A 24,308-nucleotide genomic window follows, 5' to 3' on the forward strand; every position below is an offset into this window, starting at 1 on the left:
GTGGCCGTCATCCTCCGCCCATCGCACAGGCTCGCAGCATGATCGCCCCGGACAGCCTCGCCGCGGCCATGCTGACGGGCGTTCATGTAGTCGTAGTGGAGACACCAGAGGGCAAGTACCGCCGCCGCGTGTATTTCAACCTGCCAGGCGCACAAAAGGCAGCCGACCGGGCAATCATGGCCGGTCACCACGCATTCGTCGTCCTGTGCCAGCTCGTGCCCGTGAGGCCCAGTGATGCCGAGTGACCGATGACGAAATGGCCCAGTTCATGGCCGATGCGCCCGACGTCCGGACGACGATCCGCCGCGCAATCCAATTCATGGACGTACTCCTGGCACGCGCCGCGCCCGGCTCCTCCTACATTCCGATGGGACGTGGCCGCGCATGATCGGCAAGTTTGCGCCACTCACAGACGCCGAAATGGCCCAAGCAGGCCTAATCCCCGTCGGTGAAGTCGCTTCCGTCAGTCCCGTCGGTTGGTTTACGGACCCCCAAACCGTCGGTTCTGCCGGTTCCGGCGGTCCCGTCGGTTCATTTGAGAGGGTCCTAACCGACGTGCGGGCCTGGCTCGCCCGGTTTGTCTGCGTCATGGATGATCTTGACTTGGATCTGCTCACCTTGTGGGCAGCTCACACTCACGTGGCCTTCGAGACGTACACGACGCCGCGGCTTGTCCTGGACTCCTCCATGCCGGGATCCGGCAAGACGACGGTACTCGAACACCTGTCGCGGCTTTGCCTGAGCCCGATACAGGCCGCCTCGCTCTCATCCCCTGCACTGCTCACACGGATGCTGAACAAGTCCATGCGGACCATCCTCATAGATGAAGTGGACAGGTCACTGGATCCAAAGAAACCCGGCGTGGAAGACCTCATCGCCGTCCTGAACTCCGGATACAAGCGCGGAGCCACCCGCCCCGTGCTCGTGCCCGGCAAGGGCGGGGAATGGGACGTCAGCGAGATGTCCACATTCTCGCCGGTAGCAATGGCCGGCAACGCGCCGAACCTCCCGGACGACACCCGATCACGCTGCATCCGCGTCCTGCTCATGCCCGACCTCGAGGGCCGGGTGGAGTCATCGGACTGGGAAGAGATCGAGGAAGAAGCGCAGGATCTCGGGCGGCGCCTGGCGGAGGCCGCAGAGGAAGCACGGGAGTTTGTCCGAACCGTACGCCCGGAACTCCCGGCCGGATGCATCGGACGCATCAAAGAACGCTGGAACCCCATAAAGCGGGTTGCTGCAGCGGCAGGCGGGCACTGGACCGCGATTGCCGATGAACTCATCAAGCGCGACATAGCGGAGGCGGAAATGGACAAAGAAGACGGCATAACCCACCTGCCCCAGGCCGTGGTCCTACTCAAGGACGTACGGGACGTATGGGAGAGCGGAGACGCCTTCACGCCGTCCGCTGCGCTCATCCAGCGCCTGATTCAGCACAACCCTGCCATGTGGGGGCAGGCCAGCAGTTACGGCAAGGAACTGAACGCCCAGCGGCTCGGCCGGATGCTCGTGACCGCGTTCAAGCTCCACTCCACCAGGCAGGGAGATTCCAAGCGCGGATACTTCCGGGCCAACCTCGAAAACGTGTGGCGTCGGATGGGCATGGCACCCCTAAAAGTAACCGACGGGACTGACGAGACCGCCAAGACCGACGGGCATGCACCCCTGAATCAAACCGACGGGACCGCCGGAACCGGCAGAACCGACGTAGATGCCTGCCAGCTGCACCCAGTGCCCAAGCCGAGCGTTTGCTTCACCTGCAACGCCGCCCAGGACGCAGCATGACCGCCGAATCGTCAGCAGAACCATGCTGCCTCCCCAACGAAATCCTGAGCAACACAGCCGGCATCAGCTGGACCATCGAATCCGCCCACCACGTCGACTGCCCCAACACCCCCACACCCCGTCAGGAGAACAACTGATGCCCCGCCGCACACACCCCGCCACCCGCAGCTTGACCCGCCGCGAAGAACCCGCACCCGAGACCCGCGCCGTCAGCTACGAAAACATGGCCCGCTCCCTCGTGGAACGCGGCCTCGCATCAGCCCTCATCCTGGACCGCCCCGGGCAGCAGCCCATGAACAAGCGGCGGGAGTGGTGACCTCATGGAAGATTCGAGGCGGTGCCGGGGGAAGTCGAAGCAGTCCGGGGAGCGGTGCAAGAAGGCGGCCATCATCGGCGGGACCGTGTGCAGGATCCACGGCGGCGGCAGCCCGGCGGTAAAGGCAGCTGCACAGCGTAACGCTGAGCTTGAGGCCGCACGCGGGCAGCTCGCGGCGCTGGGGGAGCCGGAGAGCGTGGACCCCGCCCAGGCGTTGTTGCGGCTCATCTCGTGGAAGTACGGGGAAGTGCAGTGGTTGCGCGAGCAGGTCCGGAGCCAGCCGGCGGACAGCCTCACATGGGGCCGGGCTCAGACCGACGTCGGCGTAGGCCCGGAAGGACCGATCGACAAGGTTACGGAAAAGGCCGGGCCGTCCGCGTGGTGGACCCTGTTGCGGGCTGCTGAGGATCAGCTCGCGGACTACTCCACCAAGGCGCTGAAGGCCGGTATCGCGGAGCGCCAGGTGCGTCTGGCCGAGGGGCAGGGCCGGTTGGTCGCGGAAGTCGTCGCCCGGATCTACGCCCGCCTGAATCTCACACCGGAACAGATGGCAATGAAGGACGAGATTGCCCGGGAAGAGTTCATGCGCCTGGCGCAGGTACAGGTGAGTGCATGAGCTACCACCCGCCCCGATACGCGCTCCTGGCGGCGCCTGTCTCCGGGCTCAGCGCCAAGGCCTTCATAGCGTTCCTGCCCCGGTCCGTGGTGGAGTCCCGCACGGCAGCACTGCCCCCGGCTGACCGTGCGGAGATCCTGGCCACCTACGACACCATGTCCGCGGCCGCCATGTTGTGGGACAAGGGCCGCGGTGAAGCCGCCGGCAACACTGCACCGATACGGGAAGCCCCGCCCGCACCGGAACCGGCCGCCGGGAAAGGCCTGTCCGTTGCTGAGGCCGCCGACGTCATCGGCTGCACCACGGGCCGTGTCCGCCAGCTACTCCGGGCGGGAACGGTGCAAGGCAGTAAGGCCTTCCGTGACTGCTGGATAGTCGACGCCGATTCCGTGGAGGCTTTCCGGTTCGCCCGCCGGGCCGCCGCCTGATTACCGCGCACCGGTAGCACGGAAGCCCGTAAAGGACCCCGGCCCGGAAACTGGTAACGGACGGTTCCCCATGGAACCTAGCCGGGTTGCAGGAAACGCCCGGCCCGCTCATGGCAAGCGGGCCGGGCGCCACCGGACTCCACAAAGAATTCCAGCCCAGGGAGGGCCACCGTGACCACAGATAAAGACATCATCGCCGCACTGCATGGCATGCCTTCAGCAGCGGACCGCGAGACCACAGCAGCCATCGCCGAGACGTACGGGCGCCCTGCCGCCGCACGGGAAGACGCCGGCCAGCGCCGCGGCGACGCTTTCGAAGCCACCGCACTGTGGGCCGCGAAGGAGGCCACCGCCACCGCCACGGCCGCGCTGGCCCAGGCCCTCATGCGTTCCAACCCGGACACGGGCATCTACGCCGCTGAGGCCGACGCCAAGAAAATCGCGTTCGAGACCTACGAAGAGGTAGCCAAGGGCATCCCCTACGAAATCAACCGGCAGGAGGCCGTGGCCCGCGTCGTCACGAAGCTGGCGGAGCAGTTCGGCCGCCCCGCCGCGAAGCTGGCCCAGCCGGCGGCGAAGCGGGGCCCGCAGAAGGAATCCGCTCGACGGGCACCCGTCAGGGTCACCGAGATAGCCCGCCCCGGCAGCGTCAGAGTCATCAAGTAGACCCCCCCAACTTTCAAGGAGAAACAGCATGGCGCTTTTCAGCAAGAACATGGAGCAGGCAACCGCCGCCGCATCGAAGGCCGCCGACGTCGTGGCCGAGTGGGAAGCGAAGGCAGCCGCCGCACGCGCCGAGGCCGCACGGCTCGACGCCGAGTCCGGCGCCGCCATCCTCGAGGACGAGTCAGCGGCCGAACGCATCACCCTGAATGTCCAGACGTGGGAGCGCAAGGCCCGCGCCTACGACCAGGCCGCCGAAGAGGCCCGGCGTAAGCATGTCAGCGCTTACCGGGAAGCCCTCGAGGTGGAGGCCCGCGAAGAGGACAAGCAGGCCGCCGCCGCCGGTAAGACCGCCGCCGCGCTGACTGCCAAAGTCGCCGCACTCGTGGGGCAGCTCAAGGAGCTCGAAAACGTGGACTTCGCCGCCGTGCCGGTTTACGTGGGCAGCACGGGCAAAAACTACGCACTGCCCAACAGTGAGATCCTGCAGGCCACCACCCGCAGGCATGAAGTGCGGGCCGCGCTGATCCGCTACTACATCCAGACGGGCACCCTCACCAACGACGTACACGACCTGAACCAGCTGCTGGGGACCGCCCTCAAGGACAACGCCATCTCCATCGGCGGGGAGGGCATCGAAATCCCCGGGTCTTTGTTGGCCGCCCGTGACGCCGGCCTGTCCTTTGTGGGAGCGTAGGACCATGGCCGAGACACCGAAGCAACTGCAATGGCAGGAACTCGCCGCCCGCATCTTTGAGACGCCCGGCGCCAGCGAGACCCTGGCCACGGCTGACAGCCTCGACGCCGTCATCAAGTCCATTGACACCGATCCGGCCTACGCCAAGGATCTGAATGTCAGCAAGCACGGCCGGGCATTCCTGCTTGGAGCCTCCGCCGCGTTGCGGGCCGCCGTGTCAGCTCAGATCAACGCCGCAGACTATGCGCCGCCGGGACCGGGGGAGCCCGTCCCCGGCAGCTAAGCTAGGTAGTGAACGCCCGCCGTCATGTCCCCCCTTCATGACGGCGGGCTTTGTCATTCCCGGGCATTCCCAAAAACGAACGATTGCCGGGAGTCGTCGCGGCTTTTCCCGCAACTCACGACTTCATTGTGTTCTAGGCAAAGTTGCTATTCCCAAAACTCATGCCATAAGGTATTCTCAATACCAAGAGCAACGGATGAGTTTCTAGGAACGGGGACACCATGGCCAGCATCATCGGATACGCAAGAGTCAGCACCGCAGACCAGAACACGGAGCTGCAGCTCGACGCACTCGCAAAGGCCGGCGCCGCCAAGGTGTTCACCGATCACGGAGTGAGCGGCGCCAAGACCGAACGCCCCGAACTGGACAAGATGCTGGACTACCTCCGCAAGGGCGACACCCTGCTTGTCTGGCGACTGGACCGCCTCGGCCGCTCCATGCAGCACCTCGTGACCCTCGTGGCCGAACTCAAAGAGCGCGGGATCATCTTCCGCTCCATCCATGAAGGCATCGACACCAGTACCATCAACGGCGAACTCGTGTTCAACATCTTTGCCAGCCTCGCCACCTTCGAACGGGAACTCATCCGGGAACGCACCACCCACGGGCTCGCCGCAGCCAAGGCCCGCGGCCGCCTCGGTGGCCGCCCCAAGAAGTACGACGCCAAGAAGATCGCACTCATCAAGCGGCTGCACGCCGGCGGCGACATGAGCCCCCAGGAGATCGCCGACGCCGCCCAGGTCAGCGTCTCCAGCATGTACCGGCTGCTGAAGATGGAGACGCCAGCCTGAGCCCCAGCCCCCGCCGGTCATCACGGCTCGCGGGAGTCTCCCACGTCCGGGGGAGTGGCTGGCCGCTCACCGGCTCATGCTGGCCCCAGCGGCAGGCCGGGCACATCAAGCCCCCTACCGCGGCGCGGTACTCCGGAAACCTGCCACGTGCGCCGCCGTGCACACTGAAGCCAGCCATAGACGAAAGCAGGACACCATGCCCCAGCCAGGAATGCCATCCGCCCGCGGTGAGGACTACCTCATCCGCCGGCTGCAGGACCTTGAGCGGAAGGTGCAGGAGCTCGCGGCCGCCAACGTCTTCGGACTCACCGGCATCAAACCCCGGGACGGCGGAACCGAGTTCGACGGGTACGTGACGATCAACGGGGCCGCAAAAATCACCGGCACCCTGGATCTCCCCGCCGGGATCATCGGCAACGACGCACTGACCAACCCGGTGCAGATCGGCACCGCAAGCAACGGCCTCAGTAACTACGCGATCACCACATCATCGACGGTTCGGGCATCCGTGACGTTGACGGTCCCGGACGGATTCAGCCAGGCCGTCGTCATGGCGAACCCCACCGCTATGGGCCTGAACAGCACCGGGGCCGCTGACTACCTCTACGTCATGGCCGTGGTCCAAAATATCGGCGGCGGGGAACTCTACACCGCCGCCCCGGCCGCGTTGGGCGTCGGGCTCGCCGCACCATTCCACACGACCCTGACCGGGCTCACCGGTGGGGACCCCATTACCGTCAGCGTCGCCACCCGCACCAACACCAACCCGTGGGCGGCGTCGACCGCCAACCAGGCCAACATCTACGCCACCGCCATCTTCTTCCGCTAAGGATCCACACCATGGAAACCAAATCCGCACTCGTAGGAGCCGCCGGGATGCTCCTGGCCCTGGGCACCGCCTTCGGGCTCATCGCCACGGCCAACGCGCACGACGCGCCCGCCCCAAGACCCGCCACGACGTCCACCAGCCCCGCGCCATCCATAACGCCAAGCCAGGAGCCCACCTTGACCGCAGCAACCCCCGAACCGATCGCCAGCACACCAGCGGTTCAGCCGGCACCCGCACCCGTCGAGGTTCCGGCCCCGGCAATCGCAGCGCCGGCAGTCGCACCGCCGGCAGTCGCACCGCCGCCCGCCGTCGTCGTCCCACGGGCCCCCGCGCCCGTCGTCGTCGCCCCGGAGCCCGCGCAGACATTCCAGGCCCCACCAGCGCCGGGCCCCGGCATTCCCAACCCCATCCCGCGGGGCATCCCGTGGGGCGAGCCCATCACGCCGAGCAAGTAAACCAAAACCACCTGAGAGCAGGACCGATATGAGCACTGAACCGGCAAGCGGCACCGGCCGCGGAACTATCACCCGGGAGGACACGGCGCAAGCCATCGACGCCATTGGGACTTTCATAGGCCACCTGAAAGAGCACCCGGAGCACCAGACCCCTGAAATTCTGGACGCTCTGGAGCACGCCATCGACGTGCAGAAGCGGTGGCTGCAGGAGAACGGCGTGGACACCCCGCCCACGGCCAACGCGCACGACGCGCCCGCCCAAACCCTGACAGGAGCACCATGACCTACCCCCCGGGTGTGCAGCTCGCCACCCTGACCTTCTCCAACCCGTCCACGTTCCTCGGCAACGAGGCGACCCGCACCGAGGTCACGGTCCAGTCGACGGCGGGTGTGGTGTGGGCCGCGACCGGCCAGCCGATCGACGACTTCGAAGAGCTGGTGTCCCCGGCCGCAGGGATGCCTGGGTCACTGACCGTCCCGTTCGTGGATCAGGCAGGCTTCACAGATCAGGCCGGCAACGTCTTCACGATGTGGGCTTACGTGGTCACGCGCAAGACGTTCTTCGGCGGTCGCTCCAAGACGGTCCGGAAAAGCTGGCAGCCCCTCCTCGGCCAGTCCGAGCCCGTCGACTTCGACAACCTGCCCGGGGGTAGCGTCGGTCTGCCGGTGTCCGCTCCCGTCGTCCCCGTCACGTCCGTGGCAGGGCTGACGCTGGCTGTCGGCGCTGAAGACCTTGCCACGGAACTGTCGCCGTTCATGCCCGTGGGCGTGACGCCGGAGGACCTCGAGCTGAAGCAGGACGCGGCGGCCCTGGATGCGGCGACGGCCGCGCTCATCGGCGACCCGGCATCCGACGCGGCGGTGGTACTTTCTGCCACCTTTGTCCCGGCCGCCAAGGGCGCCACAACCCAGCGCCTGACGGACACGGGGCGCGGCGCCGTAGTCCTGACGATGGACGACGGCTACTCCGCAATGCGCACCGTTGCCGGATGGATGAACGCACGCGGGCAAAAGGGAACCTTCTGCATCACGCCCGACCTGATGAACGACGCGACGGGCGTGACCAAGATTCGGGACGCCGACATTTTGGCCCTCGCCGCATCAGGGCACGAAATCGCCGCACACTCCAAGACCCATGCAAACATGACGAGCCTGAGCAGCGCTCAGCGGGCCGTCGAATACGACTACCCGAAGACGTACCTTGAGAACCTGCTCGGTGCGGGCAAGGTCACAACCTGGACCTACCCGTTTGGCACCGGCTCGGGCGGACGTAACCTTGCGTGCGATCAGCAGCTCTATCTCCGCTATGACCGATGGCTGGACACGGCCATGACAACCAACTCAGTTATCTACCCCCGGTACAGCGACGCGCCGCCCATGCTGATCAACCGCACGGCGTGGAACGAAAAGAACCAGCAGCAGATCCTCACTATGGTTCGGCGGGCCGCCTCGTCTGCCATCATCGTGCCGATCTTCTTCCACAACCTGGACACAGTAGTAAACCCGACGACGGCTAACGTCCTCGAAATGCTGGACCTGTGCCAGTCGCTCGGCATTCCGCTCATTACCGTCAGTGAAGCGTTCCCCAACCCGCGCTCACTACTCAACGCCGGATTTGAGGGCGGACTGGACGGCGTCTACCCTGCCGGATGGCACGGCTTCACGGCCACGAACGGCGCGTACAGCGTTGTCACCGACACCCCGGCGTCCGAATACCAGGGCACGAAGGCCCTTGAGCTGTCCACCACGGACAACACCGGATTCGCCTACATCCGCCAGCAAGTGCAGGTGGTCCCCGGCCGGCAGTACACCCTCAGCGGGCAGTGCAAGGCGGTGTCCGGGTCAAATCTGATTGCCGACAAGGCGTTCGTGCGGATCCAATCACTGGACTATGGGCAGGCCACCATCGCCGGGCTGGACGTGAAAATGACACCGGTCCTCGCCGCGGACATCGGCACGGGCTGGAAGAAGTTCACCCTCGACTTCACCGCTGGGCAGTCCACCAAGACGGTGAACGTTGACCTGGGATTGCAGGCCACGGTGGGCGGCGCCGTGATCCGGTTCGATCACGTCTGGTTCGAGCCGAAATACTTGGGCGACCTCGGCTAGTTAGCCCTGGTAGCTGAGCTCGCAGAAGTCGTTCGGGCAGTCCATGACCTTGTCGTCGCCCATCGGGATAAGCCGGGTGCGGCAAATGTCGCACTTCGGCTTGTGCCCGTCCACGAAACGGATGCCAGCCCAAACGCCAGCGGCGGTTGTGACGGCGATGGACGCAAAGACCCCAATAATTCCCATGCCCAGAGTCTAAGGTATGGGACTGCCTAGACCGTCACAAGCGCATAGACGGCGACGCCGAGCGCAACTAGGCCAAGGAGTGCCAGGCCGGCGACCTTGAGCCAAGACGGAACCTGCACGTCACCACTGCGGATCTTCGAAAGCATCCGCCCATCCTACCCGGGCAGATAAATCCGGGAAAGCTCCCCGAGTAAATCGCCCCGTCATCTTCGGATGGCGGGGCGTCTTTGTGATTTCAGCGTGTGAGTACGGGGTGTTCGCTGGCGTAGTCCCGCAACTTCTGGACAAGGGCCCTGTGCCGCCTGCCCCGCACGGTCTTATGGCCGCTGACCGCCATTGCCTGTACCCACTGCACGCCGCGGGCGTCGTTGTTCAGCATGTCCCCGACATACTGGGCCGGGTAGCTCCTGGATGCTGACTGCCCGGGCCCCAGGCTGATGGGCAAATCGGAGTCGAATCTCCAAGGACGGCCAGCCGCGCCGAATGCCTTCTTTTCGCTGGACTGCAGCGCCAGGACCGTTACCTCCGTCGTGGCGCTCCGGCTCCTGTTGGTGACTTCCACGGTAATCCGATCCAGACCGGTGAAAGGCTGCACTCCTGACGTCAGTACGGGCATCCATTCAGCCGTGACGCTGAGGTTCAGCCGGTCAAAGTAGCGGTACACGAGCGTGAGAGCGACGGAGAACAGGGAGATGACGAGCGCGGCCACTGGGATGATTTCCTCCCACCACGCGTTCACCAGCTGCACCTGCACGGTTTCCATGGGGAATGTCATGAGCTGAGATTACCGGCACTAGCATCGGCTGCATGACCATTCAGCAGCCCGTCTAACGCATCACGGAGGCTGGCGGGGCGTACCCACTCTCCGTAAGCCTAGGGAACAATCCGTAGGCAACTCAGGGGAGCTCTGAGGAGCCTCGCCGATGGTGTGGGGAACACCGGACGCGTCGCTGCCCGGCAATGTATGTTCGGCACCATGAGCATACGAACAGCCGGGCGAGAGCCGGACATGACCGTCAGGGCGGTCGCTGAGGCCCTCAACCTCCACCCCGAAACGGTCCGGGTGATGACCCGGTCCGGGGACTTCCCCAACGCCTACAAAACCGGCGCCGGCAAACAGTCCAACCACATCCGGATCCCCTGGTCGGATGTGGAGGACTACCGGACGAAACAGCCCAAGGTCTCCCGCTGAGTCCACAGTCATGATCAGCTCCTGGCCCAGGTGGGTTGTAGGCTTCGACCTGTCAGTCGCGGGCACCTGTCGGGTGCTCCTACAGAATGGGGAACGTATGTCTAATCTGAAGCGCGAGGCAGAGAACGCCGTCAACGCGGTCGGAGCCTTCCACACTTTTCACTCCGGGAAGACCTTCTACGCCGGACAACCGGGGATAGAACCATGGCTGCGAGACACCCTAGTGTCCCTGCAGAACACGCTCAACACCATCGCTTCTACCCAGCTGAAGATCGCAGAACAATTGGACCGGACAACGGAAGTGGTAGATAACGTTGTCAATCACCTGAATCAGCGACAGTAGCGAGTGCCATGCAGGCCCCGCCATGGTGCATCGTGGCGGGGTCAGTCGCCGGCTCCGACGCCCCGGTGTTCACTGGGCGCGATCTCCCGGCAAGCTCCAACTCATTACGGACGCGCAGACCCTCGCCTTCACCCGGGCGGTGGGTGGCGGTGCCGCGACGCGAACCGCATACCGAAGGTGTCGATCTGCAGCGGCGACCTAGGCATTCGCATTCCTGGGTTTTGGGACGAGGCCAGCGGCGCGGGCGCGCCCAATCCACGCACCGGCAGTGCTGCGGGACACCTCGAAAGTCTCTTCGACGGCAATAGTCGGCGGTTTGTCCAACAGCTCGGCCACCTTGTAGATGCGCGCCACCCACTCAAGGGTCTCAGTACTGGGGCCGGCCTTCTTTAGCCGAAGGGCCTCCTCAACTTTGAGCATGCCGAAGCCCTTGCTTGCGTATTCGCCGCCGGAATAAAAGTCCTCTTCGATCTGAATCTGGATCATTTCCCGCACCAGACCCTGAACGGTGATTGAGCGGATGCCTTCGCTGGTTACCGCGGGGCCGCCGGGCCTCCGTTTGATGTCCAGCTCTGAAACTTCGATTCGAAACTGGTCCGTTATCTCAGCGAGCACGCGGATGTCGTATCCACTTTGATCTTCAAACGTCGTGTCATACGTGGTCGAAATTTCCACGCCAGGAGCTACTTCCATGCTTCCGGAGGCGGTTTTGTTAGCCGAGTTGGGCCGAGTTGTCTTTGCCTTTGCCATGGTTACATCCTGCCGGGAACGGAACCAACTAGCAAGTGCTGTTGATAGCCGTTGACAGCGGGTGCCGATTAATGATTATCTAGATGCATAGCCCCTGACAGGGGGTGCCAGCTCGAAGAATGGGAAGCCCGATGAACGCAACGACCGTACAGGCCGGCCCCGCCGCCGCTACAACTCCGGAGCTGGACCGACACCAGTGGCAGGACCTCTCCGGTCTTATCGCTTCCATCCGCCCTGAATGGCCGATCGACCAGATCGCGTTCACCCTCGACCGGTGCCGCAACCTCCAGACGTTTCCCAACCTCGTCACTATCGCCATGCGAGTCGCGGGGTCACCCCGATTCAGCGCACCGAGCTCCATCGGCATGGCAGCCGCCGGCCTTATCGACCTGTAACACCCCCGGCGTCAGGCCCCATCTCGTCACAAAAAAAGGGAGCCAGCGTGAACTGGCTCCCAATAAATCCAACCACCAACACCATGAAGGAAGTAAAGATTATGAGCCCCACGATAGCACCCAACGTAGACAAACTGCCCGCCAAGCCCACCGTCAGCGACTTCCGCCGCCTTGGCGCCATCGTCTCACTGGCCCGCGGCCGCACCCGCCCGGATTCGCCCTGGGCGCCTGACGCTGTCGCCGAGCAGCTCTGGAACAGCAAGGATCTCCTGCCGTTCTCCAGCCTGGCCGTTCACGCCATGGCCGTCGCCAAGGATCCCCGCTATAAGGGTGTCGGAGTCATTCACCTCGCCGCCGCCGGAAGGATTGAGCTGTGAGCGCCCAGCAGCGGGGGGGCGCCGTTCTCACGTAGTGCCCGGACAGTAAACGCAAGTGCCTTTGTGGTTCCGACGGTCGCTTCCTGCATCGACCTCGTCGTCCACTGTGCCCGCCACGCCAGCGGGCGCAGGGAAGTGACGGAGATTTTGTCGTTGGGCCGGCGGGTGGAGAACGGCATTATCGAGTCGTCCATGGTGTTCGCCCTCACCGACTGCCAGCTGCAGCCGAGGGCCAACTCGATGCCGTCAGCAGAGAAGTTTGCCCGCGCCGGATACGATGTCGCGGCGCTGCTGGAGCTGCGCTGATGGCGGCGCTGCTGGGCATGCTTGCCGGCGCCGGGCTCCTGCTGGTCTGGTGGTCTGCCTGGGAAGAGCCGCACGCCGCCAGACGCAAGCCAGGCCCCAGCCGTCTGGAGGATCTGCTGCGCTCCGCAGGAATCGAGAGGGTCAGCGGCCCCGGCCTGCTGGCGAGCTGCCTCGGTGTCGGAGCATTCACGACGATCGTCTTCTTTGCGGTGACCAGGTCGTGGCCGATCGCGGGTTGCTTTGGCCTGTTTGGGGGCTGGCTGCCGATGGCCGTCGTGAAGTGGCGCGCGCGGAAGCGCACCGCTGTCCTGCGCCAGTTGTGGCCCGACGTCGTCGACCACCTCCGCTCGGCGATCCGCGCCGGCCTGTCGCTGCCGGAAGCCCTCATCCAGCTGGGCGACAAAGGTCCTGAGGAACTCCGACAGGTGTTCCGGGATTTTGGCTCCGACTACCGCGCCGGAGGACAGTTCGATCCCTCCCTGACCAGGCTGAAGGACCGGCTGGCGGATCCCGTGGCCGACCGGATCGTGGAGGCGCTCCGCTTGACCAGGGAAGTGGGCGGCTCGGATCTCGGCCGGCTGCTGGGCACCCTGGCGGAGTTCCTGCGCGAAAGTGCCCGGACCAGGAGCGAGCTGGAGGCCCGTCAGTCCTGGACCGTCAACGCCGCGCGGCTGGCAGTGGCCGCCCCCTGGATCGTCCTGATGCTGCTGGCAAGCCGGCCCGAAGCGGTGGCGGCCTACAACACTCCGCTCGGCGCCGCCGTGCTGATGGGGGGACTGGCGGTGTCCCTGGTTTCCTACGCCGTCATGCTGCGCATCGGGGCATTGCCGGCAGATGAGCGGGTCCTCCGATGACAGGGCTGATGGCGGCTGCGGCTGCCTGCGGAGTCGTCCTGGGCTGCGGTGCCTGGTTGTTGCTGATCAGGCTGCCGTTTATGCGGCCGACCACTTTCGTTGAACGCATCGGGCCGCAGTTGAAGTCCCACAACCTGGAATCCCGGCTCCTGCGGGCGGTGCCGAGAAACTTCACTCCGTTCGGTCCTTTGGAGCGAATCCTGCGCCCGGTCATCGGCGATGCAGTCTCGTGGCTGGGGAGGCTGAACCCCGGCTCCTCGGCCCTGGAACGCCGCCTGACGAGGGCCGGAAGCGTCAAGTCCGCAGCGGATTTCCGGGCAGAGCAGCTCCTCTGGGGAGCGGGCGGTTTTGTCACGGCGGTCAGCGCTGTCGTGCTCTTCGGTGCGGCCGGACGTTCCAGCCCCCTCCTCGCCGTCGTGCTGGTGCTTGGCAGCGCCGCCGGTGGATTCCTGTTGCGCGACTACCTGCTGGGCGCACAGGTCAGGAAGCGCGAAGCCCGCATGATGGCGGAGTTCCCCAGCATCGCCGAGCTTATGGCGCTCGCCGTCAGCGCGGGGGAGAGCGCCACCGGCGCACTGGACAGAGTGTGCCGCAGCGCCCGGGGTGAGCTGTCCAAGGACTTCACCCGCGTCCTGGCGGAGACCCGGGCCGGGAAACCCCTTGTGGAAGCCCTGCAGGAATTCTCGTCACGGACGGAGCTGGGCCCGTTGCTCCGGTTCGTGGACGGGCTGATCGTGGCGGTCGAACGCGGGACTCCCCTCGCTGATGTGCTGAGGGCCCAGGCCCAGGACGTCCGGGACACGGCAAAGCGGGAGCTGATGGAGTCCGCCGGAAAGAAGGAAATCGGAATGATGGTTCCCGTCGTTTTCGGCGTCCTGCCGCTGACGGTCGTGTTCGCCGTTTTCCCGGGCCTGGCCGCCATCAGCATGGGCTTCTAACAGCAACAAAAGGAACAGCAGGGAAGCCGCAGCGAAACCAACGAAGCACCAACCAAAAGGGGAGAACGTGAAACAGATCCTAAACCGCATGGCGCTGTTGATGTTGTGCACCATCAGCCTGGTACCCGGTCACGCCAGGACGCAGGCGGCCACTATCCGGGAGCCAGGGCTGCCCGGTGATCACCGCGAGCGGGGCGACGTGCCCGGCTGGGTGATGATCACCTTGATGTCGGCCGTCCTCGTCGCCGCCCTCCTCGCGCTGGCCGGCCCGGCCCTGGAGGGACTGTTCAACCAGGCCATGGACAAGGTCGGGCAGTAGCACGTGCGTCGGCCCGGCGCCGGCTGGGGCAAAACTGACGAGCGGGGTTCGGCGGTGGTGGACTTCGTCCTTGTCGGCGGGCTGTTGACTCTGTTCTTCCTCGCCATCGTCCAGCTCACCCTCGTCCTGCACGTCCGGAACACGCTGATCGACGCCGCGGCCTCGGGCGCCAGATACGGCACCCTCGCGGACCGCAGCGCCGTTGATGCCAAGGAGCGGACTGCCCACCTCATTGGCGTCGCGCTCAACCCTGCGTTCGCCCAGGACGTGAGCACGAGCGAAGCCACCTACCAGGGCATCCGGACCCTGGAAGTCACGGTCCGCGCGCCGTTGCCCGTGATCGGGCTGATCGGTCCCCGCGCAGTCCTGGAGGTGAAGGGGCATGCGGCCATCCAGCCCTGACGCGCCGGCCGGCCCTGAAGCTCCGGCCAGCGCTGGCGCTCTATCAAGCCTTGTCGCCCCGGACCGTGGGCCCGGGGGAGGCGCCGAGGCGGCAGACGCCCGCGTCCCCGACGGCCCAGAGCGGGGAAGCGCCGTCGTCGAGTTCACGTTCCTGTCGCTGCTGCTGATGGTCCCGCTGGTCTACTTCATCATCACGATGGGCCAGCTCCAGGGCGGCTCATTCGCGGTCGTCGGCGCCGCGGACCAGGCCGCGAAGGTCTTCGTGGCCCAGGCGGATGCCGCCGGCGGCCGGGCCGCCGCTGAGCAGGCCGTCCTGCTGGCGCTCGCCGATCACGGCCACTCCGCGGCGAATGCCCGGGTCGAAACCAGTTGTGCCCCCGTGGACTGCCTGGCAGCGGGATCGGCCGTGACCGTTACCGTCCATCTGACGGTGCCGCTGCCGTTCGTCCCGTTCAGCGAGGTGCTGGACCTGAGCGCCGGGCAGCTGAGTGCCTCCGCCACACAACTGGTGGGCCGCTTCCGATGAGCCGTCCCCGGAAGCATCGTGCCGGGCTCCCGCAGCAGGCACCGGCAACGGAACCGCCAGGCCGGGGCCAGGGCGGCGACGACGGGCAACTAATGGTGCTCATCATCGGCTTTGTACTGCTCGCCCTGCTGCTCGCGACCGTGGTCATCGGCGCCTCCAGCGTCTACATCGAGCACAAGAAGCTCTTGTCGCTGGCCGACGGCGCCTCCGTCGCCGCCGCGGACAGCTTTACCCTTGGACAGCTGGAAACCGGCGGCGGCAGCCCGACCGCCATCCTGACCGGAGCACATGTGCGGAGCGCCGCCGTCGAGTTCCTGGACCGCAGCAGTGCCACCACCCGCTTCAGCGGCCTCGCCATCGGACCGGGAACGGGCAGCCCGGACGGTTCCACCGCCGTCGTGGTGCTCAGCGCCGCCGTCCACCCGCCGGTGGTCAACTTCCTGGTCCCCGACGGCATCAGGATCGAAGCGAGTTCGACGGCGCGTTCCCGGCTCACGCGGTAGCGTCCCGGGCGGGCTCCCTGGCGGCACCACGGACGTGTCCGCAACCAAGTCCGGGCGGCTCGCACGGATAGCGTAGGCTTAAAAAACCATGGCAAACATTGATTTTCCCGCAGAAATCCGCGCCCTGCGCGCCACCTACGCCTCCATCGAGAACGTTTCGAATGTCGAGGCGCTGAAGGAAGACATCGCCGAACTGAGCGAACGGGCCGGCGAACCGAATCTGTGGGACGACCCCGCGGCCGCCCAGGTCATCACCTCGAGGCTCTCGCACCGCCAGTCCGAACTGGCCCGCCTCGACTCGCTCACCTCGCGGATCGACGATCTTGAGGTCCTCGTGGAGCTGGGCCAGGACGAGGACGACGCCGACTCCATGGGCGAGGCCGCCGTCGAGCTGGAATCGATCCGCAAGGCCCTGAAGGAACTCGAGGTCGTGACCCTGCTGTCCGGCGAATTCGACGAGCGCGAAGCCGTCGTCACCATCCGGGCCGGCGCCGGCGGCGTGGACGCCGCTGACTTCGCCGAAATGCTGCTCCGGATGTACCTGCGCTGGGCCGAACGCCACGGCTACCCGACCACCATCATGGACACGTCCTACGCCGAAGAGGCCGGGCTTAAGTCCGCCACCTTCGAGGTCAAGGCCCCCTACGCCTACGGCACGCTCAGCGTCGAGGCCGGCACGCACCGCCTGGTCCGGATCAGCCCCTTCGACAACCAGGGCCGCCGCCAGACCTCGTTCGCCGCCGTCGAAGTCATCCCGCTGATCGAACAGACGGACTCCATTGACATCCCGGACAACGAGATCCGCGTCGACGTCTTCCGTTCCTCCGGCCCGGGCGGCCAGTCCGTTAACACAACGGACTCCGCCGTGCGCCTGACCCACATCCCCACCGGCACCGTCGTGTCCATGCAGAACGAGAAGTCCCAGCTGCAGAACCGCGCGGCCGCCCTGCGCGTGCTGCAGTCCCGGCTGCTGCTGCTCAAGAAGGAACAGGAGGACGCGGAGAAGAAGGCGTTCGCCGGCGACGTCAAGGCCTCCTGGGGCGACCAGATGCGCTCCTACGTCCTGAACCCGTACCAGATGGTCAAGGACCTCCGTACCGAGCACGAGGTGGGCAATACCTCGGCCGTGTTCGACGGCGAGATCGACGACTTCATCGACGCCGGCATCCGCTGGCGGACCGACAACCGCAACGCGGACAAGTAACCCGCGGACAAGAAGCTTCCGGGCTCGCACCCGCCGACGGCACAGCTGCCCCGGCGGTCTTGGAGCGCCCCCTACTGCCTCCTGCGTCACACCGGCCCCTCCCGTCTATTCCTGCGACACGCCTGCACACTCAGGCCGATCCGCCGCTGCCCGTGCGTATAGTCGAGAAGCCGGAGCTCTACTTCCCCCACTAGAAAGCCCGCGCGCCGGCAGCAGAACAGGGCCGTACCCGTCCACGTCCTGCAGGGTACTTAGGGCCATGATCCGTTTCGAAAATGTCACCAAGGTCTACGACCAGAAGGCGCGACCCGCGCTGGATTCGATCAACCTTGAGATCGACCGCGGCGAATTCGCCTTCCTTGTCGGGGCCTCCGGGTCCGGCAAGTCCACCTTCCTGCGCCTTGTCCTCAAAGAGGACCGCGCCTCCTCCGGTGCCGTTTACGTCGCCGGCCAAAACGTAGCGAATATCTCCAGCTGGCGCGTGCCCCGGCTCCGCCGCGGGATCGGCGTCGTGTTCCAGGATTTCCGCCTGCTGCCGCAGAAGACCGTGTTCGCCAACGTCGCCTTCGCCATGCAGGTCATCGGCAAGAGCCGCAGCGTCATCCGCGATACCGTTCCCGAGGTCCTGAAAACCGTCGGCCTCGAAGGCAAGGAAAACCGCCTTCCGCACGAACTCTCCGGCGGTGAGCAGCAGCGCGTGGCGATCGCCCGCGCCGTCGTCAACCGGCCCGGCATCCTGCTGGCCGATGAGCCCACCGGCAACCTGGACCCCACCACCTCCATGGGCATCATGGGGGTGCTGGACAAGATCAACCAGAACGGCACCACCGTCGTTATGGCCACGCACGATGACGACATCGTCAACGAGATGCGCAAACGCGTTGTTGAACTGCGCAACGGCGTCATCATCCGGGACGAGGCCAAAGCCCTCTACACCTCCATGATTCCGGTCGTGGGACAGTCCCGCCGCCTGCGCGATGCCAGCGGCCGGGAACCCCAGCCCGCTGCCGCCACCGGCTCCGACGCCCGCACCGCCGGGGAGGTCCAGCTGTGAGGCTCCAATTCGTCCTCGCCGAAATCGGCAGCGGCCTGCGCCGCAACCTCTCCATGGTGGTCTCGGTCATCCTGGTGACGTTCGTGTCCCTGACCTTTGTCGGCGCCGCCGGCATGCTGCAACTGCAGATCAACCAGATGAAGGGCTACTGGTACGACAAAGTCCAGGTCGCCATCTTCCTCTGCAGTGACGGTTCGACGGCGGCCGGCTGCGCCACCGGCCCCGCCACCCCGGAACAGCAGGACAACCTGGGCAAGCTGCTGGAATCGCCCGCGGTGGCCCAGTACGTCAACGACTTCCAGTTCGAGTCCAAGGACGACGCTTACAAGCACTTCAAGGAACAGTTCTCCAATTCCCCGATTGTCGACTCGGTGACGCCGGATCAGCTTCCGGCCTCCTTCCGGATCAACATGAAGGACCCGGAGAAGTACCAGATCATCAGCGAGACGTTCTCCTCGCAGGCCGGCGTCGAAACCGTGATCGACCAGCGCCAGCTCCTGGAACGGCTCTTCTCGGTCATGAACGCCGCGTCGCTCGTGGCCGTCAGCGTCGCCGGCGTCATGATCGTCTGTGCCATCCTGCTGATCGCCACCACGATCCGGCTTTCGGCCTTCAGCCGGCGGCGGGAGACCGGGATCATGCGCCTGGTCGGGGCGTCGAAGATGGTGATTCAGCTGCCGTTCATCCTGGAAGGCGTGATTGCCGCCGTGATCGGCGCGGCGCTGGCCTCGGCAACGCTGTGGGCCGTGGCGCACTTCTTCCTGGGCGGGTACCTGTCCCAGCAGTATCCGGATACCGCCTTTATCTCCGCAGCGCAGACGCTGATTCTGGCGCCGGCCCTGATTGGCCTCGGAGTCCTGCTGGCAGGAGTATCATCACTCCTGACCCTCCGGCGATACTTGAGGGTTTAGCGTGCACAACGAAAAGGGAAAGCCCATGACACGGATGCACCGACCCGCACCGCAGCCGGTTTCGACCAGGCTCCCGGTGGCCGGCCGCCGCAGCCGCATCGTCGGCGCCGCACTGGCGCTGGTCCTGGCAGCCAGCCTGGGTGCCCCGACCCCGGTGGCGTTTGCCGACACCCTCGAGGACCAGCAGGCCGCTCTCCGCGAGGAAGCGGCCCGGGTCCAGCATTCCCTCGAATTCGTGGATTCCCGGATCGCGCAGGCCGCCGCGGACCTCGTCCTGTACCAGGGCCAGCTCCCTGGCGCGCAGCAGGCGCTGCTGGAGGCCCAAGGCCGCGTGGCCAGTGCCGTCAAGGAGGCCGAGGCCCTCGCCGCCCGCGTGGACCTGGCGCAGCAGAACAAGGCAAAGATCACCCAGCAGCTCGAGACGGACAAGCAGAAAATCGCCGACACCAAAAAGCTGATCGGGCAGATCGCCACCCAGGCCTACAAGTCCGGCGGCGTGCCCTCCAACCTTTCGCTGTTCTTCGGCTCGAACAACGGCGGCAGCCTCACGGACACCATCGACCTGGCCGACCAGGCGATGCGCAGCCAGAACTCCGCGATGGACAAGCTCACCCAGCAGAGCGCCACCAACGTCAACTCCCAGGCCAGGCTCGAAGCGGTGGAAGCCGAAATTACGGACCTCAAGGCCAAAGCCGACGCCGCCCTGGCCCGGGAACAGGCCGCGCGTGATGAGGCCGAGGCCAAAAAAGCCCAGGTGGACCAGCTCATTTCCGACACCTCCCGGCTCGACGCCGAACTCCAGGCTGCCAAGCCCGCCATCCAGACCCAGATCGCCCAAGTCAAGGCACAGCAGGACGCTGTCGCGGCGGACATCGTCGAGCGCGACCGCAAGCTGCGCGAGGCCTGGGAAGCCGAACAGCGCCGGATCGCCGAGGCGGCCGCGGCAGCCGCCGCGGCGGCCGCCCGGGCCGCTGGACAGGTCAAGCCCCCGGCGCCGTACGTCCCCGCCCCGCCCGGAAACCCGTCGGCGTTCGGGCTTCGGCACCCCTTCAACGGCGTGCGGATCAGTTCCGGCTTCGGCTGGCGCGTTACTCCGCCAGGCACCACCGACTTCTACGGCCAGGGCGGCTACATGCACACCGGAATCGACTTCGCCGCGGCCTGCGGCACGCCGGTCTACGCAGCGGCGGCTGGCAACGTTTTCTCAGCCGGCTGGGCCAACGACGGCGGCGGCAACAATGTGAAGATCTCGCACGGCGTCGTCCAGGGAAACTCGCTGACCACCGTCTACTACCACAACGTCAGTGTGACGGTTTCCCCCGGACAACAGGTCAGCCAGGGACAGCTGATCGCCTATTCGGGAACCACCGGTAACTCCACTGGCTGCCATTCGCACTTCGAGACCTGGCTCAACGGCCGGGCCGTGGACCCGATGAACCTGCTCTGATCCGCCCGGAGCGGAAGGCCCGCGGCTGGGCTGCGGCTCTGCCGTAAACTGGAACAAGCCCGCGCCGCCCCGGCAGCGGGCCCACCCATCGATCCAAGGAGTTCTACCGTGCCGAAAGAAAGTGGCCGTAAGGTAGTGGCCACCAACCGTAAGGCCCGGCACGACTATACGATCCTCGACACCTACGAGGCCGGGATCGCGCTTATGGGCACCGAGGTGAAGTCCCTCCGTGAGGGCCACGCGTCCATGGTTGACGGCTTCTGCACCTTCTACAACGACGAGCTGTGGATGGAGGGCATCCACATCCCCGAGTACCACCAGGGGAGCTGGACCAACCACGCCGCGCGCCGCCGTCGGAAGCTGCTGCTGCACCGCGACGAACTCACCAAGATCTCGCACAAGATCCGCGAATCAGGCTTCACGATCGTCCCGCTCCAGCTGTACTTCCTGGACGGCCGGGCGAAAGTGGAGATCGGCGTCGCCCGCGGCAAGAAGGAATACGACAAGCGCCAGACCCTGCGCGAGCAACAGGACAAGCGCGAGGCCCTGCGTGTCATGCGCGAGCGGAACCGGCGCTAGGGAACAACGTCCGAAACCCGCGGGAATGATTCCGCGGGGACGTGCGTTATGCTAATAGTCCGGGAAGGAACGGCGCGGAAACCGCAACAGCGGTTCGGCACCAGACCTGATCGGTTTGATAAAAAAATACGGGGATGATCGGTTTCGACGATGTTAGTCGCGACAGGTGAAGCGGGCCGAGGATGCAGAATTATCTCGTAAACGCTGTCTGCAAACCAATAAGTGCCGAATCAAAACGCACTGACTTCGCTCTCGCTGCCTAAGCAGTAAGACAGTCCGTCAGCCCGAGGTTGCTATTGCCCCGGATCCTGGCGTCATTTAAATAGCCACTGCTGTTTACCCCCGTCATCGGGGTGAACGGGACTCTTTGATGACTGGGCCCGGATCAGCCAGCTGTTTGCAGCATGGCTGGGGCCGAGAAAATCCGACGCAAACTGCGCCCGGAGAAGCCCTGACAACACGACATCGGACGGGGGTTCAATTCCCCCCATCTCCACCCAAGAAAACCCCTAGATCCGTGTGATCTAGGGGTTTTCTTTTGCCTGTTGCCGCGGACCCCGATTTGGTTTAAACACGAAACGGGCGGGCTGGGGGAGTTGGTGCATTCGTTGACCACGTGCAGCGAGACTTGATGGGACCATCCCGTCAGGCTCAACGTACGATCTAGGGATGCAGACTCGATTTACGGTCACGCCCGAACTCACAGCGGAACTCTTCGATAAGACGATTCTTCTCCGGCGCGACAGCCCGGCGCCGAAGGGCGGAACATACGGCTGGCTCACTGAGGGCGCCGAGATTACGTTGTTTAGCGAAGTCGTCATCGAGCAGAATGTCGGGCTCTACGGAGGCGCGTACATGCCCATGATCGGCGGACGGCGCGCATCCGGGTTGGCTTCCGTCGGTGCGTTCACCTACTCGTACTCCGGGCTGCCTGACGGTGCGAGCGTCGGACGATACTGCTCCATCTCCGGCGGCCTCCGGTTCATCGATTCAAGCCACCCGCTCGAGCTACTGACCACTTCCGCTCTCACATTCCGCCCCGGAAACCACCTCTTCCGCGAGTTCGTCACCGAAGCGATCACGGAGCATGCGGCCGGATACTCGACCACACCGGACAAGCCATACCCCCGCATCGGAAATGACGTCTGGATTGGCTCTAACGTCACCCTGGCGATGGGAATCAAAATCGGGACGGGCGCAGTTGTCGCGACGAACAGCACCGTCACCAGGGACGTTCCCCCCTACGCGATCGTAGGCGGCAACCCCGCTCAGGTCATCAAATACCGTTTCGACGAAGCCACCATTGAACGACTGCTGTGCAGCCGTTGGTGGAGTTACGATCCGCGTCAGGTATTCCACTCGCTTGGAACAGACTTCACGGAACTGCTGGAAGGCATCGATGCGGGGGACCTCAGCCCCTACCAGTTCGCTGAGGTCACCTTGCCCGCGTTGTCCTAGCTGCTCGGAGTCACGCCGGGAACGAACCCTGGGGCTAGGAAGCAGCGTTCCACACAAGAGGCCGGAAGCGTCAGCTTCCGGCCTCTTGTTTTGCCTGCACGGCCCGGCTGGCGGCCGTGCTCAGCGCTTTTTGATGTGGGCAACAGGGTCCGCGTGCGTTTCCGCGACGTTCTTGGACTTCTTCTCAGCCCGTTTTTCCTTGATGGTTTTCACCGGCTTCTTTGCCGTGCTCCGGTGCGGGGTCTTGTCAGGCATGTGGGCGCTCCCTAACAGCAGGGGGCCGGGATGCCCCCTGGTATTAAGTTACGCCTCGGGCACCGCAACGTCTACGATGCCGACGAAGCGGCTGCCCACACCCTCATACTCGCTGCGGACCAGCCCGGCAGCCGCACCGGGGATCTCGGACGGAGCGTGGTGGGCGCAGCACACGTAGGTGAAGTCCGGCCACCACTTCTTCGGCCGGGCCGCCTCGGAGAACCCGCACACCGCGCAGGTCAGCTGGACCCAGATGGGGCGCTTGCCGGTGCGGTTGGCCTTGGACTGCACGAGCCAGGCCGGCGGATTGTCCAGGAGGTCGCCGAGCTCGGCGTCGGTCAGCCGGGGCGGGATGCCGTGACGGTGGGCCATTTCCAGCGGAATGTCGAGGATCTGGGCTGCTTCACGTCGGGTAACCATCCTTCAACGATACGGGATGGGACGGTCCCCGAATCGCCGTCAGGACGCCGGAGTAAGGCTCGTCACAGCCCCGTGAGTCACAGCCCTGTGAGGGCCAGGCCGAGGGCTGCCGCCGCAAGTCCGGCGACCAGATTCGCGGCAACGTTGAGGGCGGCGGCGCGGTAGCGCGTCTCGCTGACCAGCCGCACCGTGGCGGTGGTCCAGGAACTGAAGGTGGTGAGACCTCCGGCGAGCCCCGCGGAGAGGCCGGACTGCCACTCGGCCCCGAGCCCCAGCTGGCCCGTGATCCCCAGGGCGGCGCCGATGATGAAGGAGCCGGCCACGTTGACGGTGAGGGTCGCCCAGGGCCAGTGCGGATGGCGCCCCGGGTGGTGCGCAAACCAGGAGTCGACGCCGAAGCGCAACAGGGCGCCGGCGACGCCGAAGACTCCCACCAGCATGGCGGTGATCATGAGGCTCCGCCGCTCAGGTCGGCCAGCGCCTTGCCCGTTTTCCAGCCGCCGGCCGCGGCGCCGAGGCCCAGGACCAGTGACAGGCCCAGGTAGGCCAGCCAGCTGGCATGGAAGCCGCCACGGAACTGCTGGTCGATGGCGAACACCACGGCCGAAAAGGTGGTGAAGGAACCCAGCAGTCCGGGGCCGAGCCCGGCGCGCAGCCAGAAGGCGGTCTTCGGCCGGGCGATCCAGACCGTGGTGAGGGCCGCGAGGACAAAGCTGCCGACGACGTTGATCACCAGAGTGGTCCAGGGGATGGAGCCCGCTGTCTCGGGGAACACGAGCCCGGCACCGTAGCGCAGTTCCGTGCCGATCAGCCCGCCGACGGCGACGGCCGCCCACGCACGCCAGCCCGGCACCCCGGGACGTGCCGAAGCAACCGCCGCTGCGGGAAACTTCGCTGCGCGCTTCATGCCGCGGCTC

38 protein-coding genes, 1 other RNA gene and 1 pseudogene are annotated in these 24,308 nt (G+C 65.6%); 33 read left to right on the top strand and 7 right to left on the bottom strand.

All coding sequences use genetic code 11. The features are described from left to right. Positions 1 to 38 precede the first annotated feature (38 nt). The 15 genes from ABIB29_RS02580 to ABIB29_RS02650 all read left to right on the top strand — a co-directional run bounded on the left by ABIB29_RS02580 (position 39) and on the right by ABIB29_RS02650 (position 8,972). Entirely contained in the window at positions 39 to 245 is a 207-nt protein-coding gene (locus ABIB29_RS02580) for a hypothetical protein (protein WP_354169762.1), read from the top strand. Then, positions 242 to 388 (top strand): hypothetical protein, encoded by a 147-nt coding sequence (locus tag ABIB29_RS02585; protein ID WP_354169764.1) that lies wholly within the window; start codon positions 242 to 244, stop codon positions 386 to 388. Before ABIB29_RS02580 ends, ABIB29_RS02585 begins: the two co-directional genes overlap by 4 nt. Before the next feature lie 215 nt (positions 389 to 603). Next, positions 604 to 1,785 carry a DUF3631 domain-containing protein gene (locus tag ABIB29_RS02590; RefSeq protein ID WP_354169766.1) on the top strand — a complete coding sequence of 394 codons (1,182 nt, stop codon included), beginning with the start codon at positions 604 to 606 and terminating at the stop codon, positions 1,783 to 1,785. Next, positions 1,782 to 1,922, top strand: coding sequence for a hypothetical protein (locus ABIB29_RS02595; protein ID WP_354169768.1), 141 nt, complete (start codon positions 1,782 to 1,784; stop codon positions 1,920 to 1,922). The genes ABIB29_RS02590 and ABIB29_RS02595 overlap by 4 nt, the downstream gene beginning before the upstream one ends. Continuing rightward, complete coding sequence (locus ABIB29_RS02600) at positions 1,922 to 2,101, top strand: hypothetical protein (RefSeq protein ID WP_354169770.1); 180 nt, start codon at positions 1,922 to 1,924, stop codon at positions 2,099 to 2,101. The genes ABIB29_RS02595 and ABIB29_RS02600 overlap by 1 nt, the downstream gene beginning before the upstream one ends. A gap of 4 nt (positions 2,102 to 2,105) precedes the next feature. Further along, entirely contained in the window at positions 2,106 to 2,717 is a 612-nt protein-coding gene (locus ABIB29_RS02605) for a hypothetical protein (RefSeq protein ID WP_354169772.1), read from the top strand. Beyond that, on the top strand, positions 2,714 to 3,145 hold the full coding sequence (locus tag ABIB29_RS02610; RefSeq protein ID WP_354169773.1) for a hypothetical protein: 432 nt from the start codon (positions 2,714 to 2,716) through the stop codon (positions 3,143 to 3,145). Before ABIB29_RS02605 ends, ABIB29_RS02610 begins: the two co-directional genes overlap by 4 nt. Before the next feature lie 171 nt (positions 3,146 to 3,316). After that, positions 3,317 to 3,811, top strand: a complete 495-nt coding sequence (locus tag ABIB29_RS02615; RefSeq protein ID WP_354169775.1) for a hypothetical protein — start codon at positions 3,317 to 3,319, stop codon at positions 3,809 to 3,811. 28 nt (positions 3,812 to 3,839) lie between these two features. Continuing rightward, complete coding sequence (locus ABIB29_RS02620) at positions 3,840 to 4,505, top strand: hypothetical protein (RefSeq protein ID WP_354169777.1); 666 nt, start codon at positions 3,840 to 3,842, stop codon at positions 4,503 to 4,505. 4 nt (positions 4,506 to 4,509) lie between these two features. Continuing rightward, entirely contained in the window at positions 4,510 to 4,788 is a 279-nt protein-coding gene (locus ABIB29_RS02625) for a hypothetical protein (RefSeq protein WP_354169778.1), read from the top strand. A 221-nt stretch (positions 4,789 to 5,009) separates the two neighbouring features. Beyond that, entirely contained in the window at positions 5,010 to 5,579 is a 570-nt protein-coding gene (locus tag ABIB29_RS02630; protein WP_354169780.1) for a recombinase family protein, read from the top strand. 196 nt (positions 5,580 to 5,775) lie between these two features. After that, positions 5,776 to 6,408, top strand: a complete 633-nt coding sequence (locus tag ABIB29_RS02635; RefSeq protein ID WP_354169782.1) for a hypothetical protein — start codon at positions 5,776 to 5,778, stop codon at positions 6,406 to 6,408. Between the two features lie 11 nt (positions 6,409 to 6,419). Next, complete coding sequence (locus tag ABIB29_RS02640; RefSeq protein WP_354169784.1) at positions 6,420 to 6,863, top strand: hypothetical protein; 444 nt, start codon at positions 6,420 to 6,422, stop codon at positions 6,861 to 6,863. 28 nt (positions 6,864 to 6,891) lie between these two features. Further along, complete coding sequence (locus ABIB29_RS02645) at positions 6,892 to 7,146, top strand: hypothetical protein (protein WP_354169786.1); 255 nt, start codon at positions 6,892 to 6,894, stop codon at positions 7,144 to 7,146. Beyond that, positions 7,143 to 8,972, top strand: coding sequence for a polysaccharide deacetylase family protein (locus ABIB29_RS02650; protein WP_354169788.1), 1,830 nt, complete (start codon positions 7,143 to 7,145; stop codon positions 8,970 to 8,972). Before ABIB29_RS02645 ends, ABIB29_RS02650 begins: the two co-directional genes overlap by 4 nt. Here the strand turns inward: ABIB29_RS02650 and ABIB29_RS02655 are convergent, their stop codons facing one another. Together ABIB29_RS02655 and ABIB29_RS02660 are read right to left on the bottom strand one after the other, a co-directional pair. Beyond that, on the bottom strand, positions 8,973 to 9,158 hold the full coding sequence (locus ABIB29_RS02655; protein ID WP_354169790.1) for a hypothetical protein: 186 nt from the start codon (positions 9,156 to 9,158) through the stop codon (positions 8,973 to 8,975). 235 nt (positions 9,159 to 9,393) lie between these two features. Continuing rightward, positions 9,394 to 9,933, bottom strand: coding sequence for a hypothetical protein (locus tag ABIB29_RS02660; protein WP_354169792.1), 540 nt, complete (start codon positions 9,931 to 9,933; stop codon positions 9,394 to 9,396). Positions 9,934 to 10,134: 201 nt separating this feature from the next. On the opposite strand from ABIB29_RS02660, the gene ABIB29_RS02665 reads away from it, so the two are divergent. Together ABIB29_RS02665 and ABIB29_RS02670 are read left to right on the top strand one after the other, a co-directional pair. Then, the gene (locus tag ABIB29_RS02665; RefSeq protein ID WP_354169793.1) at positions 10,135 to 10,350 is read left to right on the top strand and encodes a helix-turn-helix domain-containing protein; all 216 of its coding nucleotides are present in this window, start codon (positions 10,135 to 10,137) and stop codon (positions 10,348 to 10,350) included. A 97-nt stretch (positions 10,351 to 10,447) separates the two neighbouring features. Further along, positions 10,448 to 10,693, top strand: coding sequence for a hypothetical protein (locus tag ABIB29_RS02670; protein ID WP_354169794.1), 246 nt, complete (start codon positions 10,448 to 10,450; stop codon positions 10,691 to 10,693). 198 nt (positions 10,694 to 10,891) lie between these two features. Here the strand turns inward: ABIB29_RS02670 and ABIB29_RS02675 are convergent, their stop codons facing one another. Further along, entirely contained in the window at positions 10,892 to 11,443 is a 552-nt protein-coding gene (locus ABIB29_RS02675; RefSeq protein WP_354169796.1) for a hypothetical protein, read from the bottom strand. A gap of 131 nt (positions 11,444 to 11,574) precedes the next feature. Between ABIB29_RS02675 and ABIB29_RS02680 the strand changes: the two genes are divergently transcribed. The 16 genes and pseudogenes from ABIB29_RS02680 (at position 11,575) to ABIB29_RS02755 (ending at position 22,716) form a co-directional block, all read left to right on the top strand. Continuing rightward, the gene (locus ABIB29_RS02680) at positions 11,575 to 11,838 is read left to right on the top strand and encodes a hypothetical protein (RefSeq protein WP_354169797.1); all 264 of its coding nucleotides are present in this window, start codon (positions 11,575 to 11,577) and stop codon (positions 11,836 to 11,838) included. A gap of 101 nt (positions 11,839 to 11,939) precedes the next feature. Further along, on the top strand, positions 11,940 to 12,215 hold the full coding sequence (locus ABIB29_RS02685; protein WP_354169799.1) for a hypothetical protein: 276 nt from the start codon (positions 11,940 to 11,942) through the stop codon (positions 12,213 to 12,215). A 51-nt stretch (positions 12,216 to 12,266) separates the two neighbouring features. After that, positions 12,267 to 12,521 (top strand): annotated as a pseudogene (locus ABIB29_RS02690) (CpaF family protein); the annotation flags it as partial. Next, positions 12,521 to 13,375 carry a type II secretion system F family protein gene (locus ABIB29_RS02695; protein ID WP_354169801.1) on the top strand — a complete coding sequence of 285 codons (855 nt, stop codon included), beginning with the start codon at positions 12,521 to 12,523 and terminating at the stop codon, positions 13,373 to 13,375. The pseudogene ABIB29_RS02690 and the gene ABIB29_RS02695, both read left to right, overlap by 1 nt. Then, on the top strand, positions 13,372 to 14,313 hold the full coding sequence (locus ABIB29_RS02700; RefSeq protein WP_354169803.1) for a type II secretion system F family protein: 942 nt from the start codon (positions 13,372 to 13,374) through the stop codon (positions 14,311 to 14,313). The genes ABIB29_RS02695 and ABIB29_RS02700 overlap by 4 nt, the downstream gene beginning before the upstream one ends. A gap of 67 nt (positions 14,314 to 14,380) precedes the next feature. Further along, positions 14,381 to 14,632, top strand: coding sequence for a hypothetical protein (locus ABIB29_RS02705; RefSeq protein ID WP_502915536.1), 252 nt, complete (start codon positions 14,381 to 14,383; stop codon positions 14,630 to 14,632). A 3-nt stretch (positions 14,633 to 14,635) separates the two neighbouring features. Further along, positions 14,636 to 15,034: a TadE family protein gene (locus ABIB29_RS02710; protein WP_354169805.1), complete on the top strand. Its 399-nt coding sequence runs from the start codon at positions 14,636 to 14,638 to the stop codon at positions 15,032 to 15,034. Then, positions 15,015 to 15,560, top strand: coding sequence for a hypothetical protein (locus tag ABIB29_RS02715; protein ID WP_354169807.1), 546 nt, complete (start codon positions 15,015 to 15,017; stop codon positions 15,558 to 15,560). The genes ABIB29_RS02710 and ABIB29_RS02715 overlap by 20 nt, the downstream gene beginning before the upstream one ends. Then, positions 15,557 to 16,063, top strand: a complete 507-nt coding sequence (locus ABIB29_RS02720) for a pilus assembly protein TadG-related protein (protein ID WP_354169809.1) — start codon at positions 15,557 to 15,559, stop codon at positions 16,061 to 16,063. The genes ABIB29_RS02715 and ABIB29_RS02720 overlap by 4 nt, the downstream gene beginning before the upstream one ends. Before the next feature lie 88 nt (positions 16,064 to 16,151). Then, positions 16,152 to 17,267 (top strand): peptide chain release factor 2, encoded by a 1,116-nt coding sequence (gene prfB, locus ABIB29_RS02725; protein WP_282381705.1) that lies wholly within the window; start codon positions 16,152 to 16,154, stop codon positions 17,265 to 17,267. A 259-nt stretch (positions 17,268 to 17,526) separates the two neighbouring features. Next, positions 17,527 to 18,321, top strand: a complete 795-nt coding sequence (gene ftsE, locus ABIB29_RS02730; protein ID WP_354169811.1) for a cell division ATP-binding protein FtsE — start codon at positions 17,527 to 17,529, stop codon at positions 18,319 to 18,321. Next, complete coding sequence (gene ftsX / locus ABIB29_RS02735) at positions 18,318 to 19,232, top strand: permease-like cell division protein FtsX (RefSeq protein ID WP_354169813.1); 915 nt, start codon at positions 18,318 to 18,320, stop codon at positions 19,230 to 19,232. The genes ftsE and ftsX overlap by 4 nt, the downstream gene beginning before the upstream one ends. Positions 19,233 to 19,266: 34 nt before the next feature. After that, complete coding sequence (locus ABIB29_RS02740; protein ID WP_354170289.1) at positions 19,267 to 20,679, top strand: peptidoglycan DD-metalloendopeptidase family protein; 1,413 nt, start codon at positions 19,267 to 19,269, stop codon at positions 20,677 to 20,679. 108 nt (positions 20,680 to 20,787) lie between these two features. Further along, positions 20,788 to 21,258, top strand: a complete 471-nt coding sequence (gene smpB, locus ABIB29_RS02745; protein WP_226759107.1) for an SsrA-binding protein SmpB — start codon at positions 20,788 to 20,790, stop codon at positions 21,256 to 21,258. A gap of 130 nt (positions 21,259 to 21,388) precedes the next feature. Further along, positions 21,389 to 21,757, top strand: a transfer-messenger RNA (tmRNA) gene (gene ssrA, locus ABIB29_RS02750). A gap of 170 nt (positions 21,758 to 21,927) precedes the next feature. After that, on the top strand, positions 21,928 to 22,716 hold the full coding sequence (locus tag ABIB29_RS02755) for a CatB-related O-acetyltransferase (protein ID WP_354169815.1): 789 nt from the start codon (positions 21,928 to 21,930) through the stop codon (positions 22,714 to 22,716). A gap of 120 nt (positions 22,717 to 22,836) precedes the next feature. Here ABIB29_RS02755 and ABIB29_RS02760 read toward each other — a convergent pair whose 3' ends face one another. From ABIB29_RS02760 to ABIB29_RS02775, 4 genes are all read right to left on the bottom strand, one after another. After that, the gene (locus ABIB29_RS02760; RefSeq protein WP_354169816.1) at positions 22,837 to 22,971 is read right to left on the bottom strand and encodes a hypothetical protein; all 135 of its coding nucleotides are present in this window, start codon (positions 22,969 to 22,971) and stop codon (positions 22,837 to 22,839) included. A gap of 48 nt (positions 22,972 to 23,019) precedes the next feature. Further along, positions 23,020 to 23,391, bottom strand: a complete 372-nt coding sequence (locus ABIB29_RS02765; protein WP_354169818.1) for a hypothetical protein — start codon at positions 23,389 to 23,391, stop codon at positions 23,020 to 23,022. 77 nt (positions 23,392 to 23,468) lie between these two features. Beyond that, positions 23,469 to 23,843, bottom strand: coding sequence for a fluoride efflux transporter FluC (locus ABIB29_RS02770; protein WP_354169819.1), 375 nt, complete (start codon positions 23,841 to 23,843; stop codon positions 23,469 to 23,471). Then, positions 23,840 to 24,298: a fluoride efflux transporter FluC gene (locus ABIB29_RS02775; protein ID WP_354169821.1), complete on the bottom strand. Its 459-nt coding sequence runs from the start codon at positions 24,296 to 24,298 to the stop codon at positions 23,840 to 23,842. The genes ABIB29_RS02770 and ABIB29_RS02775 overlap by 4 nt, the downstream gene beginning before the upstream one ends. Positions 24,299 to 24,308: the final 10 nt, after the last annotated feature.

The organism is Arthrobacter sp. UYEF36, from assembly GCF_040547025.1.
In the GTDB taxonomy this organism is placed as follows: domain Bacteria; phylum Actinomycetota; class Actinomycetes; order Actinomycetales; family Micrococcaceae; genus Arthrobacter.

Coding starts and splice junctions, on each gene's coding strand:
- ABIB29_RS02715 (WP_354169807.1), top strand. CDS start 15,015: ATGCGGCCATCCAGCCCTGACGCGCCGGCCGGCCCTGAAGCTCCGGCC.
- ABIB29_RS02695 (WP_354169801.1), top strand. CDS start 12,521: ATGGCGGCGCTGCTGGGCATGCTTGCCGGCGCCGGGCTCCTGCTGGTC.
- ABIB29_RS02770 (WP_354169819.1), bottom strand. CDS start 23,843: ATGATCACCGCCATGCTGGTGGGAGTCTTCGGCGTCGCCGGCGCCCTG.
- prfB (WP_282381705.1), top strand. CDS start 16,152: ATGGCAAACATTGATTTTCCCGCAGAAATCCGCGCCCTGCGCGCCACC.
- ABIB29_RS02765 (WP_354169818.1), bottom strand. CDS start 23,391: ATGGTTACCCGACGTGAAGCAGCCCAGATCCTCGACATTCCGCTGGAA.
- ABIB29_RS02740 (WP_354170289.1), top strand. CDS start 19,267: ATGCACCGACCCGCACCGCAGCCGGTTTCGACCAGGCTCCCGGTGGCC.
- ABIB29_RS02670 (WP_354169794.1), top strand. CDS start 10,448: ATGTCTAATCTGAAGCGCGAGGCAGAGAACGCCGTCAACGCGGTCGGA.
- ABIB29_RS02720 (WP_354169809.1), top strand. CDS start 15,557: ATGAGCCGTCCCCGGAAGCATCGTGCCGGGCTCCCGCAGCAGGCACCG.
- ABIB29_RS02635 (WP_354169782.1), top strand. CDS start 5,776: ATGCCCCAGCCAGGAATGCCATCCGCCCGCGGTGAGGACTACCTCATC.
- ABIB29_RS02600 (WP_354169770.1), top strand. CDS start 1,922: ATGCCCCGCCGCACACACCCCGCCACCCGCAGCTTGACCCGCCGCGAA.
- ABIB29_RS02640 (WP_354169784.1), top strand. CDS start 6,420: ATGGAAACCAAATCCGCACTCGTAGGAGCCGCCGGGATGCTCCTGGCC.
- ABIB29_RS02620 (WP_354169777.1), top strand. CDS start 3,840: ATGGCGCTTTTCAGCAAGAACATGGAGCAGGCAACCGCCGCCGCATCG.
- ABIB29_RS02760 (WP_354169816.1), bottom strand. CDS start 22,971: ATGCCTGACAAGACCCCGCACCGGAGCACGGCAAAGAAGCCGGTGAAA.
- ABIB29_RS02655 (WP_354169790.1), bottom strand. CDS start 9,158: ATGGGAATTATTGGGGTCTTTGCGTCCATCGCCGTCACAACCGCCGCT.
- ABIB29_RS02645 (WP_354169786.1), top strand. CDS start 6,892: ATGAGCACTGAACCGGCAAGCGGCACCGGCCGCGGAACTATCACCCGG.
- ABIB29_RS02610 (WP_354169773.1), top strand. CDS start 2,714: ATGAGCTACCACCCGCCCCGATACGCGCTCCTGGCGGCGCCTGTCTCC.
- ABIB29_RS02680 (WP_354169797.1), top strand. CDS start 11,575: ATGAACGCAACGACCGTACAGGCCGGCCCCGCCGCCGCTACAACTCCG.
- ABIB29_RS02660 (WP_354169792.1), bottom strand. CDS start 9,933: ATGACATTCCCCATGGAAACCGTGCAGGTGCAGCTGGTGAACGCGTGG.
- ABIB29_RS02665 (WP_354169793.1), top strand. CDS start 10,135: ATGAGCATACGAACAGCCGGGCGAGAGCCGGACATGACCGTCAGGGCG.
- ABIB29_RS02595 (WP_354169768.1), top strand. CDS start 1,782: ATGACCGCCGAATCGTCAGCAGAACCATGCTGCCTCCCCAACGAAATC.
- ftsE (WP_354169811.1), top strand. CDS start 17,527: ATGATCCGTTTCGAAAATGTCACCAAGGTCTACGACCAGAAGGCGCGA.
- ABIB29_RS02580 (WP_354169762.1), top strand. CDS start 39: ATGATCGCCCCGGACAGCCTCGCCGCGGCCATGCTGACGGGCGTTCAT.
- ABIB29_RS02700 (WP_354169803.1), top strand. CDS start 13,372: ATGACAGGGCTGATGGCGGCTGCGGCTGCCTGCGGAGTCGTCCTGGGC.
- ABIB29_RS02650 (WP_354169788.1), top strand. CDS start 7,143: ATGACCTACCCCCCGGGTGTGCAGCTCGCCACCCTGACCTTCTCCAAC.
- ABIB29_RS02630 (WP_354169780.1), top strand. CDS start 5,010: ATGGCCAGCATCATCGGATACGCAAGAGTCAGCACCGCAGACCAGAAC.
- ABIB29_RS02675 (WP_354169796.1), bottom strand. CDS start 11,443: ATGGCAAAGGCAAAGACAACTCGGCCCAACTCGGCTAACAAAACCGCC.
- ABIB29_RS02625 (WP_354169778.1), top strand. CDS start 4,510: ATGGCCGAGACACCGAAGCAACTGCAATGGCAGGAACTCGCCGCCCGC.
- ABIB29_RS02685 (WP_354169799.1), top strand. CDS start 11,940: ATGAGCCCCACGATAGCACCCAACGTAGACAAACTGCCCGCCAAGCCC.
- ABIB29_RS02605 (WP_354169772.1), top strand. CDS start 2,106: ATGGAAGATTCGAGGCGGTGCCGGGGGAAGTCGAAGCAGTCCGGGGAG.
- ABIB29_RS02755 (WP_354169815.1), top strand. CDS start 21,928: ATGCAGACTCGATTTACGGTCACGCCCGAACTCACAGCGGAACTCTTC.
- ABIB29_RS02775 (WP_354169821.1), bottom strand. CDS start 24,298: ATGAAGCGCGCAGCGAAGTTTCCCGCAGCGGCGGTTGCTTCGGCACGT.